This window comes from Chitiniphilus shinanonensis DSM 23277 (genome assembly GCF_000374805.1).
GTDB classification, from domain to species: domain Bacteria; phylum Pseudomonadota; class Gammaproteobacteria; order Burkholderiales; family Chitinibacteraceae; genus Chitiniphilus; species Chitiniphilus shinanonensis.
Genome location: NZ_KB895363.1, coordinates 12,359 through 28,599, shown reverse-complemented (window position 1 = coordinate 28,599; position 16,241 = coordinate 12,359). Strand labels below are relative to the sequence as shown.

Annotated in this window: 16 protein-coding genes and 1 pseudogene; 8 read left to right on the top strand and 9 right to left on the bottom strand. The window is 56.9% G+C overall.

Features of this window, described 5'->3' with window-relative positions; all coding sequences use genetic code 11:
• Positions 1-295 precede the first annotated feature (295 nt).
• A pseudogene (locus C556_RS0118425) lies at positions 296-907 on the bottom strand (transposase family protein); the annotation flags it as partial.
• A gap of 211 nt (positions 908-1,118) precedes the next feature.
• On the opposite strand from C556_RS0118425, the gene C556_RS23315 reads away from it, so the two are divergent.
• The 4 genes from C556_RS23315 (at position 1,119) to C556_RS22520 (ending at position 4,489) form a co-directional block, all read left to right on the top strand.
• Positions 1,119-1,370, top strand: a complete 252-nt coding sequence (locus C556_RS23315) for a hypothetical protein (RefSeq protein WP_157236271.1) — start codon at positions 1,119-1,121, stop codon at positions 1,368-1,370.
• A complete protein-coding gene (locus C556_RS0118420; RefSeq protein ID WP_026263210.1) occupies positions 1,367-2,110 on the top strand; it encodes a DUF5131 family protein in 744 nt (247 codons plus the stop codon). Before C556_RS23315 ends, C556_RS0118420 begins: the two co-directional genes overlap by 4 nt.
• Before the next feature lie 3 nt (positions 2,111-2,113).
• Positions 2,114-3,379, top strand: a complete 1,266-nt coding sequence (locus C556_RS0118415; RefSeq protein ID WP_018749721.1) for a three-Cys-motif partner protein TcmP — start codon at positions 2,114-2,116, stop codon at positions 3,377-3,379.
• Between the two features lie 189 nt (positions 3,380-3,568).
• Positions 3,569-4,489: a three-Cys-motif partner protein TcmP gene (locus C556_RS22520; protein ID WP_157236270.1), complete on the top strand. Its 921-nt coding sequence runs from the start codon at positions 3,569-3,571 to the stop codon at positions 4,487-4,489.
• Between the two features lie 82 nt (positions 4,490-4,571).
• Here C556_RS22520 and C556_RS0118410 read toward each other — a convergent pair whose 3' ends face one another.
• From C556_RS0118410 to C556_RS0118400, 3 genes are read right to left on the bottom strand one after another with little or no spacing between them, the layout of a single operon-like run.
• On the bottom strand, positions 4,572-5,195 hold the full coding sequence (locus C556_RS0118410; protein ID WP_018749720.1) for an HAD family hydrolase: 624 nt from the start codon (positions 5,193-5,195) through the stop codon (positions 4,572-4,574).
• Positions 5,180-5,758, bottom strand: a complete 579-nt coding sequence (locus C556_RS21160; RefSeq protein WP_018749719.1) for a 3'-5' exonuclease — start codon at positions 5,756-5,758, stop codon at positions 5,180-5,182. The genes C556_RS0118410 and C556_RS21160 overlap by 16 nt, the downstream gene beginning before the upstream one ends.
• 31 nt (positions 5,759-5,789) lie before the next feature.
• Positions 5,790-6,107: a hypothetical protein gene (locus C556_RS0118400; protein ID WP_018749718.1), complete on the bottom strand. Its 318-nt coding sequence runs from the start codon at positions 6,105-6,107 to the stop codon at positions 5,790-5,792.
• Positions 6,108-6,184: 77 nt separating this feature from the next.
• Between C556_RS0118400 and C556_RS0118395 the strand changes: the two genes are divergently transcribed.
• Entirely contained in the window at positions 6,185-6,424 is a 240-nt protein-coding gene (locus tag C556_RS0118395; RefSeq protein ID WP_018749717.1) for a helix-turn-helix domain-containing protein, read from the top strand.
• Here C556_RS0118395 and C556_RS0118390 read toward each other — a convergent pair.
• The 5 genes from C556_RS0118390 to C556_RS0118370 form a co-directional block, all read right to left on the bottom strand.
• Positions 6,393-8,594 carry a TniQ family protein gene (locus C556_RS0118390; RefSeq protein ID WP_018749716.1) on the bottom strand — a complete coding sequence of 734 codons (2,202 nt, stop codon included), beginning with the start codon at positions 8,592-8,594 and terminating at the stop codon, positions 6,393-6,395. The two genes, C556_RS0118395 and C556_RS0118390, sit on opposite strands and share 32 nt — an antisense overlap.
• Positions 8,591-9,541 (bottom strand): TniB family NTP-binding protein, encoded by a 951-nt coding sequence (locus C556_RS0118385; RefSeq protein WP_018749715.1) that lies wholly within the window; start codon positions 9,539-9,541, stop codon positions 8,591-8,593. The genes C556_RS0118390 and C556_RS0118385 overlap by 4 nt, the downstream gene beginning before the upstream one ends.
• A 2-nt stretch (positions 9,542-9,543) precedes the next feature.
• A complete protein-coding gene (locus tag C556_RS0118380; RefSeq protein ID WP_018749714.1) occupies positions 9,544-11,466 on the bottom strand; it encodes a TnsB C-terminal domain-containing protein in 1,923 nt (640 codons plus the stop codon).
• Positions 11,463-12,191 (bottom strand): hypothetical protein, encoded by a 729-nt coding sequence (locus tag C556_RS21155; protein WP_211214755.1) that lies wholly within the window; start codon positions 12,189-12,191, stop codon positions 11,463-11,465. Before C556_RS21155 ends, C556_RS0118380 begins: the two co-directional genes overlap by 4 nt.
• 238 nt (positions 12,192-12,429) lie before the next feature.
• Positions 12,430-12,654: a DNA-binding protein gene (locus C556_RS0118370; RefSeq protein ID WP_018749712.1), complete on the bottom strand. Its 225-nt coding sequence runs from the start codon at positions 12,652-12,654 to the stop codon at positions 12,430-12,432.
• A 321-nt stretch (positions 12,655-12,975) separates the two neighbouring features.
• On the opposite strand from C556_RS0118370, the gene C556_RS0118365 reads away from it, so the two are divergent.
• The 3 genes from C556_RS0118365 to C556_RS0118355 all read left to right on the top strand — a co-directional run bounded on the left by C556_RS0118365 (position 12,976) and on the right by C556_RS0118355 (position 16,060).
• Positions 12,976-13,545 carry a recombinase family protein gene (locus C556_RS0118365; RefSeq protein ID WP_026263209.1) on the top strand — a complete coding sequence of 190 codons (570 nt, stop codon included), beginning with the start codon at positions 12,976-12,978 and terminating at the stop codon, positions 13,543-13,545.
• Positions 13,546-13,723: 178 nt separating this feature from the next.
• Positions 13,724-15,319: an Eco57I restriction-modification methylase domain-containing protein gene (locus C556_RS0118360; RefSeq protein WP_211214754.1), complete on the top strand. Its 1,596-nt coding sequence runs from the start codon at positions 13,724-13,726 to the stop codon at positions 15,317-15,319.
• Complete coding sequence (locus C556_RS0118355; RefSeq protein WP_018749710.1) at positions 15,320-16,060, top strand: type-2 restriction endonuclease; 741 nt, start codon at positions 15,320-15,322, stop codon at positions 16,058-16,060.
• The last annotated feature ends 181 nt before the right edge of the window (positions 16,061-16,241 follow it).

The window sequence follows — 16,241 nt, the reverse complement described above, 5'->3', positions numbered from 1 at the left end:
ATCAGGGCTATTTCGAGCACGCTGTACCCGGTGGATTGACCCCTCTCGTGCGGGCCGTTGAGGCAGACATGACCTCGTAGATAATGCTTGGGCCTTCCACCGGGATCCCCATGCTGTGTTAGGTAAGGTCAGGGCCGGTTCGATGCCGGATCCTGTGTCAATTATGGTGAGCAGGGTTTCCCTTCAATGGGTGGAAGCATCGGATCGGCATGTGCCGGAAAAGCCGTTATATGGGCAATCGAGTTGCCTGAGGCGAAGTGTTGCCTGGCGAGGAAAAGCCACTTGCAGTTAGTACGTTGTCACTTAGCACCGTACGAATCCGGAATGGCGCGGCCTTGTTCAAGGCGCTCAGAAAGGCGTGGGCGGCGGTCGCCGTCTTGTGTGGCCTGATCTGCACGAACACCCAGCGGGTCGCCCGATCGATGGCGACAAACAGGTAGCGCCGCGCTGTTTCATCGGACATCTGCGGCAGGTATTTCACATCGATGTGTACGAAGCCAGGCTCATAAGCCTTGAACGGCTTGCCCTTGTCGGTGGGGGGCTGTGACTCCAGCGCCTGCAGGCGACCCACGCCATGCCGAGCCAGGCACCGGGCGAGCCCGGCCCGGGAGACGTCGGGGTTCAGGAACTCCCGAACGACCACCAGCAAATCATCCAGCGCCAGACGCAGCAGTTTGCGCAGTTCGACGACGATGTATTCCTGCGCGGGTGTCAGCGTCGTTTGCAGCCGATGCGCCGTATGGGATTCATCGTGCACGCTGGTGCGGCGGCGCCACTTGGCGATGGTGGGTTTACTGACGCCATAACGGCGAGCCAACTCGGCATCGGTGATGGAGGGCGGTGCAGCCTGGATTTCGGCGCGGACAGCCGGGGTAGTCCGGGCGCGCCCGTGCAAACGGAGGTTCATATGCGGGACTCGGCAATCGCGGCGCGAAGCGTACTCAAAACTGATCGAGCCAGGTAGAGACGCCAACTGCGGGTCGGTAAATTATGAGCCGATACTAGACAGCTAATCGCCTCACGCTCGTTAACACTCCAGCCCACTTAATTTACTGAATTTGTTGACTATTCCCATAAAACAAATATGATTACACTGTAATCATATTCGATGTGATCATATGCCAAAAACTACGCAGAACTCACCTCCATCCTCTGTCCGGATCCGTCAAGTTGCAGATGCCCAGAACGTCTTCCGCAAACGGAAAAAGGATGAAGGGTGTCGGCGGCTTCAGGAATGGGTGCCTGAAGAAACGTTGGCTCAGTTGCGGGCGATCACCCAAAGAACTGGCATGAGTCGGGCAAAATTGCTGGGATCACTGGTCGAAGCGGTCTATCTGAACAAGATTGATGTGAAAGAGGTAATGGCATGACAACGGGCAGCAAAATCGAATGGACAGAGATGACGTGGAATCCCACCGTGGGATGTACCAAAATATCCCCGGGATGTAAGCATTGTTACGCCGAAGTGATGGCAGAGCGCCTGCAGGCCATGGGCACGCCTGGTTACGAGCGGGGTTTCAAGCTGCAGCTACTGGAAAACCGCCTAGAAGACCCACTCGGGCGTAAAAAGCCGACGGTGTACTTCGTCAACTCGATGTCTGACCTCTTTCATGAAGACATCCCATTCGAATTCATCGACAAAGTGTTTGCCACCATCCGTGCCGCGCACTGGCACACCTTCCAAATCCTAACCAAGCGCGCTGACCGCTTGGCTGCTTACTTCAAAGGGAAAGTCGCGCCGCCGAATGCCTGGCTCGGTGTATCTGTTGAGGACAGAAAGTATGGTTTGCCAAGAATTGATGATCTGAGGACGGTCGATGCGACAGTCAGATTTCTATCTGTTGAGCCTTTGCTTGAAGACCTTGGCATCATCGATCTTACGGATATACACTGGGTTATTGTGGGCGGAGAGTCAGGGCCAAAAGCACGCCCCATGAAACCTGAGTGGGTAGAAGCCGTCCAGGTGCAGTGTGAAGAACAGGATGTGGCTTTTTTCTTCAAGCAATGGGGCGGCTGGGGCGCAGATGGTAAGCGCCGTGCTAAGAAACACAACGGGCGACAGCTAAGAGGCCGGACTTATGACGAAATGCCAAGAGGGGTGAATCTTTAGGATATGTCGAGGCGCCAGTACAACTACTCCAACGGGCCAGATAAGATTCAGCAGCACAGCATTGCGAAACATCGCATTTTGCAATCTTATATGGCGGCCTACTATCAAACGCTTGTGGGAGAGCGTGCGAGAAATGAATTTCGGCTCACAGTAGTGGATGGCTTTGCGGGGGCTGGCGAATACATACACCAGGATACGGAAGCCTTGGTTGAAGGCTCTCCCTTGATCCTTTTGCAGGCTGCATCAGAAGCAGAATTTCTTGTGAACCGGAAGCGAGAAAAACCTGTCCGGTTTGATGTTTCCCACTTCTTTATCGAAAAAAATCGTGATGGTTTTGGCCTTCTCAAACAGTCTCTTGAGAAACGCGGGTACGGCAGGGAGTTCGATAAATCAATTTTCTTACGTCGAAACAAGTTCGAAAGGGAGTTACCCGGAATCCTTGAGTTTATCAAAAGAAAAAGTCCTCGCAACGGGCGCGCTATTTTTGTTTTGGATCAGTATGGATATAACGAGGTGCCTGTTCCGCAGATGCGCCAGATTATGCAATTATTACCCACAGCAGAAATTATCCTTACATTTGCGGTCGACTCTCTGCTCAACTACGCCAATGACAAGAATCTGGAAAACGCTCTGGAAAAAATCCAGATGCCTGATATTTTCGGCGGCCGTACTTTTGAGGAAATCAAGAGTTCAGAGCCGCATTGGCGACTTTTCGTGCAGTCCTGTTTATACCATCGTCTGGTAGAAGGCTCCGGCGCTCGTTACTACACCCCATTTTTCATCCGAAACAAGGATGGGCATGGCGATTATTGGTTGCTGCACCTGTCGCATCATCCTCGTGCACGAGACGTCATGACCGAAGTGCATTGGCAAAACAGTAACTACTTTATTCATTATGGTGGCGCTGGTCTCGATATGTTCCAGATGAATGGATATGATCCGGTCTATGATGATGCTTTCCGGGGTCAGAACACGCTGCCGTACGGGTTCGATGATAGCGCAAAGGCGATGAGTCAATCGGTTATGCTAGAGCAGATAGCGCGCTTGGTCAGAAAGTACGACCAAGGGATTACGTTTGGACAACTGTTTTCGGATCATTGCAACCAGACACCAGCGACAGCAAGGATTTTCGGAGAAGTTGTCGCTGAGCTTGCCGCTCAACGTGAAATCGGTATTTCCAGCATAACGGGTGGCAGGCGAACGGCTGCGGCCAGTATCGTTGCTTCGGACAGGATCTATCTCCTGCCACAGCGGTCCTTCGTTTTTTGAGCGACTGCTTCTATAAGGTGAGAAGTCGTTCCAGCCCAGATCACAGCGTATTCTAGTCCGACCCTCTTCAGAAATTCACAAGGAACTGAGTCCAAATTTTATCGAGTTGCATCATGCCCCCATAAAGTTCGTGGGCATAGTGTGCATAGCAGTTCTCATAAAAATCGTATTTTGTACTTGGAGCCAATTTTGAAGCATATCTTTGGTGGACCTTGGACACTTATCAAGCTGGAACTATTGCGGCGCTATCTGCAATTCTTTAACACTGCATTGCAAAATCAACCTTCGGCAGAGAATCCGTTTCACCGAGTTTATATTGATGCATTTGCAGGAACCGGAAAATGCGATGTCAAGGTATCGGACGGAGCCACTAGGACTATAACGGGCTCGGCTTTGCACGCACTGGAATGTACACCTGCATTTGATGCGCTGCACTTGGTTGAACTTAAAGCAGCACATGCAAGAGAATTGCGTGCCCTTGCAGATAGTCATCCTGAACGGAACGTGCACATTTATAAGGACGATTGCAACGGTGCACTCAAAAATATCTTGTCCAGTACAAACTGGAAATCAACACGCGGGGTTTTATTTCTTGATCCATATGGCATGTCCGTTGACTGGACTACTGTAGAACAGATCGCTGCAACAAAAGCCTTAGACGTATGGTATTTATTTCCGCTAAGCGCTGTCTATCGACAAGCCGCCATAAATTTTAGCGACGTAGTTCCTTCCAAGGCTGCGTCACTTGACAAAGTGCTGGGAACCACAGACTGGAGGAATGTTTTTTATATAGAGCGATCAACTACAGACCTACTAACGCAGAAGGAAGCGGTTATCAAACAACGCGAATCCTCGCCCGCAGAAATTGCGAGTTACATGCACGGCCGCCTTTGTACGCTATTCAAAGGCTGGGTGAGCGCACCAATCATTCTGTACGCGCCTAATGGCGCCCCTATGTTCTCATTATTCTTCGCTGTTTCCAATCCAGCGCCTCGCGCCATAGCACTCTCCAAAAAAGCAGCAGATCATCTGTTTGAAATGCTCAAGCAACAAAAAATTGGGAGGCACCAACCGGATAACGAACTAGATACACAGCAAAGATTATTCTGATACCGGTGGCCTCACCGGCAGGATACAAGACTAACCCGCTAGTCTAGTGAGCTATGAAGCCGTTAGCAGGGCGCTACCACTTTCATTGCAATATACCGTTGAGACCTTCCATCATCACCTGAAGCGCCCGCCGCCTACCTCGTTCAATCAGTCGAGCTCGCATCCCTATCCGCGTGGGGCCAGCGAAGTCTGCCTCGACTGAATCCCCCACAAAAAGCACCTCTTCCGCGGCACAGCCCAGTCGCTGCAGCACATAGGCATAGATTCTCGGGTCGGGCTTGACCGCCCCTACTTCGAAGCTCCAGGCGTAGCAGTCGAGGGGTAGGCCGAGCTGGGCCAAGATCGGCGCAGCGTAGGGTTCTGCGAGGTTTGAGCACAGCGCGAGCTTGAGCCGGCGGTCACGCAACATCGCCAAGGTGCTGTTGACATCATCGAACAACCGGATGCTCGATAGCTCAGCCTGCAGATCAGCTTCTAGCTGCTGATATAAATCTTCCGGCAGGGAAACGCCGAGTCGGGCAGCCACCTCTGAGAGACTGCCGTGTTGTGCCATGACCAGCGCGGCATCATCCGCTTGCGGCTCTCGCCCCTGTTCCTCGGCGTAGCGCAGCAGCCGCTTGAATGGCGCGCGGCGATTTCGGATCTCCGCAAGGGTGCCATAGACATCAAACACGACCGCCCGAATGGGCTTCAGTACGGTCGCCATACTGGCTTTCTCTCGTCGCTGAGTAATCGGTCACCGGTGATCCACGGCAGCATACGAGCGATATTGAGCGCATCGTCCAATGCGCGATGATGTGCACCCTGCAATTCCAATCCACAGATGGTCAGCGCACGCGACATGCCGACCTCCTTGCCGACGCGCTGTAGCTTGGTGAACTGCTTTTTGGCGTTGATGTGCGGCAAGGAAATCGGGTTCGCGATGCCATGACGGGCGATCTCCAGGTCGATCTGCTTGCGATCATAGGCACCCCAGCTCATCCACACCGACTCAGCTTGGGCATGCTGTAAAGCAAATGCCTTCAACGCTTTGCTGATCTCGGCAAAGGTCGGCGCAGGGTCGATGTCCTGTTGCTGGATACCGGTCAGTTGGGTGCAGAACTCCGTGAGCACCGGGCGTTCGATGGGGCGTACAAACGATTGGAACTGGTCAACGACGCGGCCATCCACCCCGGCCCAGCACGCACCAATCTCGATGATCTCCATCGCATGCGGCGGGATAGCCCCGTCGTTACTGCATGTCGCTTCCAGGTCGATCACCAGGATCACATTCAGCCCCCTCTTCTTCTGGTGATTGCACTCATGCGCTCAGCCATTGCCAGACGATTGCGCCCATCAAAAAGAAAATCCCCACCACCACCAGCAGGGCCACCAACGCCACGATCAATTTGCGGAAGGTGTAGCCCAGGCAGAACAGAATCAGCCCGGACACCAGATAGATCACCTTGGCGGTCGTGGTGTGCACCATGAAGTACGCCATTGGGCTGAGCCAGCCATGCAGGAAATAGATGCCGATTGCCGTCACCACGGCCGGCACCAGGATGTTCATGGTGGATTCGTTGTGCGCGCGCAGCTCCTCGTCGGAGTAAACCGAATCGCCGATGCGATGGAAAGCCATACCTCGTCCTCCTAGGGGGTCAAATCGTCCAAATATCCTATTTTGGGATATTTTAGACTGAATGGTCCCATGCGTGGATGAAGTCCATCCACGATCCGCGCTACCGGCAGTTTATCGAGCAGCTTATTGCGCTGCGGGAAGCGCGCGGCACGACCCAGACCCAGCTTGCCGATCTGCTCGACAAGCCGCAGTCCTATGTCGCCAAGGTGGAAAACCTCGACCGCCGTCTGGACGTGGTTGAGCTGGCCGACTGGTTGCATGCGCTGAAAACACCGCCGCATCAGTTCATGACCCAGCTGGCTTGGTGGCAGGTCTAGCTTCAGCAGCTTGCACTGCGGGCTCGACTTCTTCCCAGCCCTCCAGCTTCCCCTCCCAAAATGATTCCCACGTCAAACGCGGTGGTCCGCCGTTTACAGCGTCCTCATCGGGTAATGGCAGCCAGTCGTGCCCGTTTTGTCCAAGTGAAGAGGTTTTGTCGCGAGAGCGCTCCTCTGCCGTGTGATCTGAAGCCACTTGCTGTTGCCGTACCAGTTCCCGTACTGCATCGCGCTGATACAGACGCAGCTGCTTGTTCTTGCCAAACCGGTGCGGCTGCACCAGCCCCTGCTTCTCCAGGTTGAACATGTGCGTGCGGTGCATGCCCAGCACCCGTCCGGCCTCCGTTGCGGTGAAATACCGCCCGCGCAGCTGCCTCACCGTCTCGACATCGTCGCGGGTCACGAAACGCCAAATGCCCAGATCGATCACCTTGATGATGCCGGTGATGACCCAGTTCGAACGAAACCAAGGTACGCCCACGCCAAGTGCCTCGGCGGCAGCATCGATCGACAGCAGATCATCACGCTGCAGGGTGCGCGCGAGCTTCCAGTAGGAGTCGCGCTCAACACGGGCTGGACGATGGATCTTTGCCGTCCGCTTTAACACCCCGCGTCGCAGCAGTACCGCGACCTGTTGGGTACTGATCCCCAGCAGCTCCGCGACCTCTGCTGTCGCGATCCCGTCTTGTTGGGCATCGCGCTGGTGGTCTGCTTTACGCTTGCGGCCGGTGCGTGTGGGGTATTGCGTGATGGTCTGCAGCCTCTCCGCGTTTACACCCACAATATCGGCGCGCTTGAACAGCGAAGTCAGCACCCGATCAATGCCGGGGCCGCCGATGGCTTTGATACCCAGGCTTTTGAGTTTCTCGGCGAGGTTGGTGGCGTTGACGCCCCATTCCCGCGCCAAGGTGCCGACCAACGCAAACTGCTGCTCGAAGGTACTGGCTTCATCGAGTGAGACCATCATCTTGCGGCAGCGGTTAACGGTGCGATTCCGGCCGGGGAGCCATTTCGCTGCAATCAGTGAGCGGATCACCTCCGGGTGCACCTGCCAGCGCGATCCCAGCATGGTCACATCGAGCCAGGCATCGTCGGCGACAGGCTCGCTTTGATCGCTTCGAACATCCGGCTGAGCATTGGGTACGCGTTGGCGATCCAAATAGGCCTCGATCTGGGCGAGCGGGATTTTGGGCTGTCGCCCTCCTGCTGCCGGCCATGGCAGCGCGCCAGTTCGGATCAGCGTCGCCAGTTCCGCCGCCGAGACGCGCAGCACGGCACACACTTCCCGCTTGGTCAGCGCCCCTGCGACAGGTCGACCGGGGGTGTATTGCCATTCCACGCACGACACTTTATTCAGTACCTGCTCTGCCCACTCGGCGATGGCAGGATCAGCAGTCAAAAAAGGCAGCATCCGGATGCGGGGATGCGTTGTCTTGTCCTGGGCCAACTGATCCGCAAGCTGGTCAACGACGGTAGGACTGTCGCTGAACCAAGCGACCGCCATCACAAGCCGGTCAAACGCCACTTGCGGTGCGTCGCCCCGGCCGTCGAACTGGCGCAACGCGTCCCAGAAGCTCAGCACACTGGTGACCGCAGCAGCGTTGTTCTGCTCAAACAGCGATTCCAGGGCAAACAAGGGGAATGGCTTGATCCGAGCGGCCTTCATCGTGGTCAGCGATGCTTGGCAGTGATTGCAGCGTCGCAAGCCGCCACGGCCGGGGCTCAAGGCTTTGCCGCAAGCGGTGCACCGGTCCAACAGCAGGCAACGGTGAGCAATGCAGCCCGCAAAGGGCAAGATGGACCATTGCCGCCGCCAATACGGCGATTCACCCAAGCACAGCGGGCAGAATCGGGTGCCGTCGAGCACGAACAGCGAATCCGTGACGGGTAGCGACCTGAACAGTCGTGGGCTACGCGAGGTAGGCCCGGCGCGCAGCCAAGCCAAATCAGCTGCCTGCTCGCCAAGCCCAAGGGCCTGCACTAACTGGCGATACCGTTTGGGATCAGCCCAGTGTGCGATCAACGCCTCCTCGCTGGAGACAGTGCAGATTTGCGAGAGCAACTGATAGACCGAAGCATGGCCGTTGGCCTCAGCGGCACGGATCAGCAGGCTGGCCGGCGACTCGTCTTCGTAGGGAAGCGGTCGAACCGGGATGGGGGAGGTTTTCATCTACCCTCCCGCAGCGCGGCTGCAAGCGTCGCCGGCGAACTCTTGAACGGATTGTCTCGGCTCAGGCTGGCTTTCGCCGTGATCCCGGCATGCCAAGCCAAGGCAAAATCCTCCAGCGTGAGCTGGTTGGATTGCGCGTCCAGTGCAAAGCGCACGGCCTCCTTGACCAAGGCCATGACGAACGCCGGGGAGCCGCCCGTTGCGGCATAGATTTGCAGGGCAATATCGTGCCGATCCAGATGCGGCACAGCTTGAAATTGCAGCTTGTGCAGCAGGGTGTGCTTGATCTGGGCAAGGAAAAGCAGCAACGCACCAGGTTCCGCCGTCGTCCCGACCCGCAGGGGTGGTAGCGCAAACTCCAGCGGAAAACGTCGTGCAAGCTGGCTGTCGATGGCAAGGATCGGAGCGAACTGAGGCAAGCCGACCAAGCAGAACGTGACCTTGGTCTCATTCACCAAGGACTTGATCCAGTTGCAGACGTTGCTGTTGATTCGCGTGCTGGTTTTGCGGATATCGAACAGATGGTGAAACTCATCCAGAAGCACCAGCTTCGTTTCACACGCGCCCAGCAGCCTACAGAGCCGCTGAGTCATCTGCGCCGTATTTCCCGCCAATGGACTCGGATCATTCAGTCTGGCCAGCAAACTGGCGGCGACCGTTTTGACGGTTGCGGGTGATGGCACCTCTGCATAGAAGGCTGGGATGAGGGTCTTTTCCAGCCGCTGTTCGACTTTGGTGGTGCGAGGCATCTGCGCCAGAATAGCCCGGCAGACGGTGGTTTTACCCATGCCGCCATCAGCTAGGAGCAGGCTGCCCACTGGCTCGCGGTAGACCTCGGATTTTGCGACGCAGTCCTGGATGCCCTGCATGGCCTGCGCCCAAGCAGGATGAGGGATGACGACCTTATCAAGCAGCGCAACGCGTTGGAGCGTAGTGATGGTTTGCATGCTCACCACTCCAGCTCGAACGCGGTGTACGACCCAGTTGCCTCCGCTGCGCCGACATGGACGGCCTCGGGACTGGGCAGTTCGGGCGCTGGCATAAACTGGCTCGGGCCCGCCACGGACGGACGGCGGTGCTTGGCCTCTGTCATCTGGGTCTGTTGCTGCGACGCGCTGGTCTCGCGGCCCTGACCATTGGTGAGCTTGCGCAGGCGCTTTTTGCCGATTTGGCTGGCGCTACGGATCTCCTCCAGCAATCGCGCGCGAGCCAGGGCATTCGCGTTAGGGCCAAGCTTTTTGAGATCGGCCTGTGAAAACGACTTTTTGATGCGCTTCGACTCGGCGTGCATATAGCAATCGAGCCCGACCGTGTATTCCGGATCGGTCGATTCGGCGAGGATAAAGGTGTCTTTTTCGGCGGGATGCTGAATCAATACCGAGTGCAGGTTCAGATCGTTGACCAGCACGGTGACCCGATCCAACCCTTGCGTTTCCAGTGTTGCCAAGGCATGCGAAAAATATTCGATGTTATCGACCTGCACCCGGCCACGCTGAATGGTCCGCATCTCCGGCCGTCGTGCCAGGGCATCGACATCCTCAACCGAAAGCGCGAGCGGTGCGATCTCCTTGGCCAGATCTTCCCAAGCCAGAATTGGTGCGCGGCCGGTGCGGCTATGGACGGTCTGGTGATACACCTCGTTGACCCATTGTTCGATCAGGTCAGCCACTTGATTCAGCGTCAGGCACGCGTGCTTGGCCGAGTCGTAGTCACCGCGCGCTACCGGGTTCGAGAAGGTCGTCCCAGCCAGCTTCTGGATCAACCCTCGGGTCAGGATGTAGAAGAAACGCTCGATATGCGCCTTGCCATTGGGGTCTCTGATTTGTGCTGGCGAGAGGATGATCGCCAGCGCCTCGCAGACGCGCATAAACGCAGTGTTCTTAAACTCAACCCCGTTGTCGGGGACGATAATGATCGCAACACCGCCCGGCAGGCCGCGATTCGGTCGGGTCAGCATGTCGCGCAATGCAGCCAAGGCCGTTGCAGCGCTCGGCGGGTACAGGCTGATATGCATGCCTACTACGGCACGTGTACACACATCAAACAGGCAAGTCAGGTACGGCCGCCCTAACACCTCCCCGGTATCCGGATCGACGACCTGGATGTCCAAATAGTGCGTATCCATCTCGACCACGGAAAGCAGCGCGCCCGCTCGCCGTGTTCTGCCGGCCGCACGGGCTATCCGGTTCGCGGCAAGCTCACCACGTTGAGCGCGGGCGACGACATAGGGATCAAGCTGCTTGAGCCGGCGCTGAATCGAACGCAACGTCGGCACGCGAATGTCGGTGTGGAATGCCGAGCACAAGCCCGATTCAGCCAATTTGCCGACCACGTAGCTGCGAATATCGACCGCGCTGGAGCGCTCAGGCTTCAAATAAATCTGCTGTATCGCCTCATTGATGAGCAACTCGACCTCAGGATCGAATTGCAAGGCGTAGTTGCCTGATCCCCTCTTCCTGAGCAAGCCTTGTTCGCCATGCAACTCAAAGGCCCGCAGCCAATAAATGACGGCCCTGTCAGTGGGTGGGGTTGGATCATTCAGCTCAGCCGCAACCTGCTGGATCACGGCATTGAGGGCTTGGCGCGCGGTGGGATGCGGCAGCTGGCGCAGTACCGCCTCCACATAACGGTGCTTGCGAACCAGTGCCGGCGCATTGTGTGCATGCACGGTGCGGCGTACCGACTCGCTCTTCACCGCAATCTTGTTAGTCCGCGCAAGCTCGGCGAAGTCAGCGAGGGGCATTTTGTGCTGCTGACCGCCTGCCGTGGCCGCATAGCGCACCATGCCTCGGGCCACGAAGGCGACTTCGAACTCCTCACCATAGAACTCGAAGCGCAGCCCCACTTGGGGGTCGATGACAGTAGCGGTCATAGCGCACCCTCCAGCGCGATTTCCTCCGGCGAGTGCCAGTGACGATGGAAGGCCAAGTAGTCCGCCAACTGTGCCGGAAATCCGGCCTGGGTGAGATGGCGATGGGCCTGCGCAAGCGAAGTCGGCTGAAATGCAACCAGCACTTCCGCCCCCAATTGGACTTGGGCGGCGGTCCATACCTGTAGATGCCCGCGCGCGTAGCGCTGCAGCAGCCATTCCAGGTGCTTCCGATTTGGAAGTTGCGCCGTATCCACCAGCCGAAAAGGCACCTGCGCTGGTTGTAACACGCTGCTGATCAGCTCACACCGGTCCAGATACGCTCGGGATAGGTGGGCTATCGATGGCTTCACCTCGTGCAGCTCGAAGCCACCCTCCACCAACTCAACCAGGAAATCGGGGAAAGCCGACTGCCCTGCTGGCAACGGGATGTGAACCGCCTGGGTGCGATAGCGCAGTACCGCTGGCGAGCGTTCCAGCACGGCTGCGTAGGCCAGCTCCAATTTACTTTCCAGCGGAATCGCGCCACCCGATTTGCGGCTGGGGAACAGCGAGGTACTCCGGCCTCGTGCGCCTTGGTGGATACGCCGCACTCCATGCAGGGTGTTGGCGATAGAGGGGGAATGCCGGAATGCGGCATCGATCTGGGCCAGAATCGGCCAGGCAACCTCATTCGAGGCGTGAAGTAACGGCTGGCAAGGTATACCAGCACCGTGCTGCAAAAGCATGGTGTCTCCCGAAGAAAACACGCCAATACGCGGCCAGACGAGGCATCTGGGGGACGTGCATCAGCGCGGCCCGCCCGAAGTACGGGCGTGACTTGACGACGGGCTGCGTTCGGAAGACACTTTAGGTGCTAACCCGTTGTGAGTGTCTTCTGATGCCGCAACCGCAGACGGACCCGAAAGGGTCCGTTTGTGTTTATGGGTTCAGTTCAGTGTTTGATCTGCGTCTTGTCGTGTCCCCTTACTGAGCAACCTGGTTCATCAGGCTCAGGTCCTGTTCCAAAAGTCCCCTCTTCATTCCCAGCGCAACGGCAATACGGTGGCTCTGCCCCCGTGTCGGGACGTGCCGCGACCGCAGCACCTGATACACCAAGGTGGGATTGAAACCGTTATGGCGCGCCCATTCCGCCACAGAGATACCGCGTAGACGGAATTCTTCCAGCACGTCCGACGTGGTCCGAGTCATGTGCGTGACCTCCAATTTACGAAGTTCCAAGACAAACTTACCCGAACGTCAAACCAGCCTCAAGTGGTTGATGTTATTAGTTTTTTATCATCAAACCTTTTTAGTCAGCCGCTAGAAATGGCTGTTGGAATTCTGGTTTTTACTATGTGCCCCACAGGTGACGCTTCGGGCTGAGCGCCGTTCAGTCCTATGCTGCGATGTGAGCAGATGTTCAGAAAACGGTCGTTTTCTGGACCTCCCGCAAGATCGCCGATTGACCTATCCCAGACGCGCCCGACTTGTTAAGATTGCCGTAAATTTTTCTATGTTTTGATACTGTCAATGAAACAACGCATCGGCTATGCCCGCGTTTCGACGGATGACCAGCACCTTGATTTGCAGAGGGACACACTGGCGAGAGCTGGTTGCAACCTCATCTACGAGGAAGCGGTCAGCGGAAAATCGACCGCTCGACCTGAGCTTGAGAAGTGCCGCAAGGCGCTGCGAGAGGGTGACACCCTCGTGGTTTGGCGACTAGATCGACTCGGGCGCAGCCTGTCGAACTTGGTGCAGATTGTGGCCGAGCTGGAGCAGCGCGGCATCGGCTTTGAGAGCTTGACCGAGAAGATCGAAACGGACAGCGCAGCGGGAAGGCTGGTTTTCCATGTGTTTGCTGCCCTGTCGGAGTTCGAGCGGAACTTGATTCGCGAGCGCACGCAGGCCGGCCTGGCTGCCGCCCGCGCCCGTGGACGAGCCGGAGGACGCAAGCCCAAGCTGGACAATCAACAGGTTCGGGAAATCAAAGCACTTTTGCGCGATCGGGACATACCTGTGGCAGAAGTTGCCCGTCGCTACGGCGTATCACGCACCACCCTTTACAAATATGTTGGCGTGATCATGCCGCGTCAATGAGAACAAGATGAAAATGCTCGGACCAATAAATGCAGCCGAAAGCACCAGGCACAAGGTCAGCCCCCGTACAACCCAAGACCGAGGCACTTCTGCTATCTGCCCCGTTAGAGCAGCAACCGAAGTTCTCGCTACAGATGGAGGGATCGAGGCTCGCGGGGCTATCTTCACGCGCTCCGAAGTGGTTTCCTTCATCCTTGACCTAGCTGGTTACACGGAAGATCAACCGCTCTACAAAAAACGGCTTTTGGAACCATCGTTTGGAGGTGGAGATTTCCTGCTGCCAATCATTGAGCGGCTGTTGAGATCATGGGGGATGTCAACTCCGGATGATCTCGCAGTCGACGAGCTGGGCGATGCGATCCGGGCAGTCGAGCTGCACCACGATACCTTCCACGGCACCCATGCTGCCGTTATCGCGCTTCTCAAGCGCGAGGGGATGACACCCGATACCGCGACGACCTTGGCTGGTCGTTGGCTGTCGCAGGGGGATTTCCTGCTGGCACCGCTGGAGGGCGAATTCGACTTCGTAGTGGGTAATCCGCCCTATGTCCGCCAAGAGCTGATCCCGGCTCCACTACTGGCCGAATATCGCAGCCGCTACCAGACGATGTATGACCGGGCCGACATCTACATCCCCTTCATTGAGAGGTCGCTGTCTGTCTTGTCGGACGGCGGCAGTCTAAGCTTTATCTGTGCAGATCGTTGGATGAAGAACCGCTATGGAGGGCCGTTGCGTAGCCTCGTGGCCGAACGGTTTCACCTGAAAGTCTATGTCGATATGGTGGATACGCCGGCTTTCCACTCGGATGTAATTGCCTACCCCGCTATCACCGTTATCAGCCGCGAAGCGCCTAGGGCAACGCGCATTGCCCACCGTCCGGCTATTGACCGGGCGACGCTGACCGCACTGGCGGGTGCGCTTCTTGCGCAGACGCTGCCGGAAGAAGCTGGCCCAGTGCGCGAACTTGCCCGAGTCACCAATGGCACAGAGCCGTGGCTACTTGAGTCAGCCGACCAGATGGCGCTTATTCGTCGTCTGGAAGGCCGCTTCCCATTGCTGGAAGAGGTGGGCTGCAAGGTTGGGATTGGCGTCGCAACCGGTGCAGACAAGGCCTTCATCGGTGACTTCGATGCTATTGACGTCGAGCCAGACAGGAAGCTGCCGCTGGTAACGACCAAGGACATCATGTCCGGTGAGGTGAAGTGGCGCGGTCAGGCCGTCATTAATCCCTTTGCCGAATCGGGCGGATTGGTCGATCTCGATGACTATCCACGCCTAAGACGCTACCTTGAGGCTCGACGAGAGGTGATCGCCAGGCGCCACTGTGCTCAGAAGGCTCCAGCCAACTGGTATCGCACGATTGACCGCATCACCCCGGCGCTGGCTGCGAGGCAGAAGCTCCTGATCCCAGACATCAAGGGTGAGTCGCATATCGTCTTTGAAGGTGGCGAGCTGTATCCCCATCACAACCTCTACTACGTAACGTCAGATGAATGGGATTTGCGGGCCTTGCAGGCTGTGTTGCTGTCCGCTGTCACTCGCCTGTTTGTGGCGACCTATTCAACGAAAATGCGGGGTGGATTCCTGCGCTTCCAAGCGCAGTACCTGCGCCGCATTCGCATTCCGCGCTGGTCAGATGTGCCTGAACCGCTGCGACGCGAGTTGGCCGAGTCTGCCGTCAAGCGAGATGTGCAAGCCTGTAACCAGGCCGTATTCAAACTCTACGGCTTGAGCTACGAAGAACGATCTGCCCTTGGAGGCAATGGAGAATAAATGGCACTTGATCTCGTCGATTACGAACAGAAAGCCCATGACGCTGTGAAGGCGTTTTGGGGTAACCGCGAAGCTGCGCGACAGAAGCAGATTGAATCAGGGAAGGCCGACCAAGGTGAACGTGCAGGCGTCACTGGCGGCAAGAACATGGATGGTTTTCTAGCTTTGGTGCTCGACATCATCAAAGCCAACGGGATGGCCCATGCAGAGATCCACCAGAACAAGGCGATGTTGACCTTGCCAGGCTACTTCCGCCCAACAAAGCTGTGGGATCTGTTGGTGATCTACAAGGGCGAATTGATTGCAGCCATTGAACTGAAGAGTCAAGTTGGTCCATCGTTCGGGAATAATTTCAATAACCGAACCGAGGAAGCCATTGGGACAGCGCATGACCTTTGGACTGCCTTCCGGGAAGAGGCGTTTGGCAAGCAGCCGCGCCCCTTCGTTGGGTGGCTGATGATGGTTGAGGATGCACCGGAATCTCGCAGGCCCGTGCGCGACTCGTCACCGCACTTTCCGGTGTTCGAGGAATTCAAAGGAGCGTCATACCTCACGCGGTACGACCTTCTGTGCCAGCGGCTAGTGCAGGAGCAGCTTTACACCACTGCCGCCGTTATCGCGGCGGAGCGCAGCGCAGTGGATACTGGCGAATTCACGGAACTGTCGTCGATGACGAGTCTTAAGACGTTTGTGGCCGCATTGGCTGGTCACATTGCAGCAGAAGCTGCTCGGCTGGACTGATGAGAGCATCCGGGGGTAAACAAAGCGCACCAAGGATGAAACCTTGTCCATTCGAACTCGGGGACAGCAAGCAGTTACTGCAGATGGCCGCCGAAGACAAGCGCTGATCTATCACAGCCATTGATAGATGTGTGGCTCCTTAGCTACGCACAAAAACATGGGCAGAAGGCCGGTTTCAAGC

What these genes read in the sequence shown, in the direction of transcription:
- C556_RS23315 (WP_157236271.1), top strand. Translation starts at nt 1,119, where the DNA reads ATGCCAAAAACTACGCAGAACTCACCTCCATCCTCTGTCCGGATCCGT.
- C556_RS0118420 (WP_026263210.1), top strand. Translation starts at nt 1,367, where the DNA reads ATGACAACGGGCAGCAAAATCGAATGGACAGAGATGACGTGGAATCCC.
- C556_RS0118415 (WP_018749721.1), top strand. Translation starts at nt 2,114, where the DNA reads ATGTCGAGGCGCCAGTACAACTACTCCAACGGGCCAGATAAGATTCAG.
- C556_RS0118410 (WP_018749720.1), bottom strand. Translation starts at nt 5,195, where the DNA reads ATGGCGACCGTACTGAAGCCCATTCGGGCGGTCGTGTTTGATGTCTAT.
- C556_RS0118400 (WP_018749718.1), bottom strand. Translation starts at nt 6,107, where the DNA reads ATGGCTTTCCATCGCATCGGCGATTCGGTTTACTCCGACGAGGAGCTG.
- C556_RS0118395 (WP_018749717.1), top strand. Translation starts at nt 6,185, where the DNA reads ATGAAGTCCATCCACGATCCGCGCTACCGGCAGTTTATCGAGCAGCTT.
- C556_RS0118390 (WP_018749716.1), bottom strand. Translation starts at nt 8,594, where the DNA reads ATGAAAACCTCCCCCATCCCGGTTCGACCGCTTCCCTACGAAGACGAG.
- C556_RS0118385 (WP_018749715.1), bottom strand. Translation starts at nt 9,541, where the DNA reads ATGCAAACCATCACTACGCTCCAACGCGTTGCGCTGCTTGATAAGGTC.
- C556_RS0118380 (WP_018749714.1), bottom strand. Translation starts at nt 11,466, where the DNA reads ATGACCGCTACTGTCATCGACCCCCAAGTGGGGCTGCGCTTCGAGTTC.
- C556_RS21155 (WP_211214755.1), bottom strand. Translation starts at nt 12,191, where the DNA reads ATGCTTTTGCAGCACGGTGCTGGTATACCTTGCCAGCCGTTACTTCAC.
- C556_RS0118370 (WP_018749712.1), bottom strand. Translation starts at nt 12,654, where the DNA reads ATGACTCGGACCACGTCGGACGTGCTGGAAGAATTCCGTCTACGCGGT.
- C556_RS0118365 (WP_026263209.1), top strand. Translation starts at nt 12,976, where the DNA reads ATGAAACAACGCATCGGCTATGCCCGCGTTTCGACGGATGACCAGCAC.
- C556_RS0118355 (WP_018749710.1), top strand. Translation starts at nt 15,320, where the DNA reads ATGGCACTTGATCTCGTCGATTACGAACAGAAAGCCCATGACGCTGTG.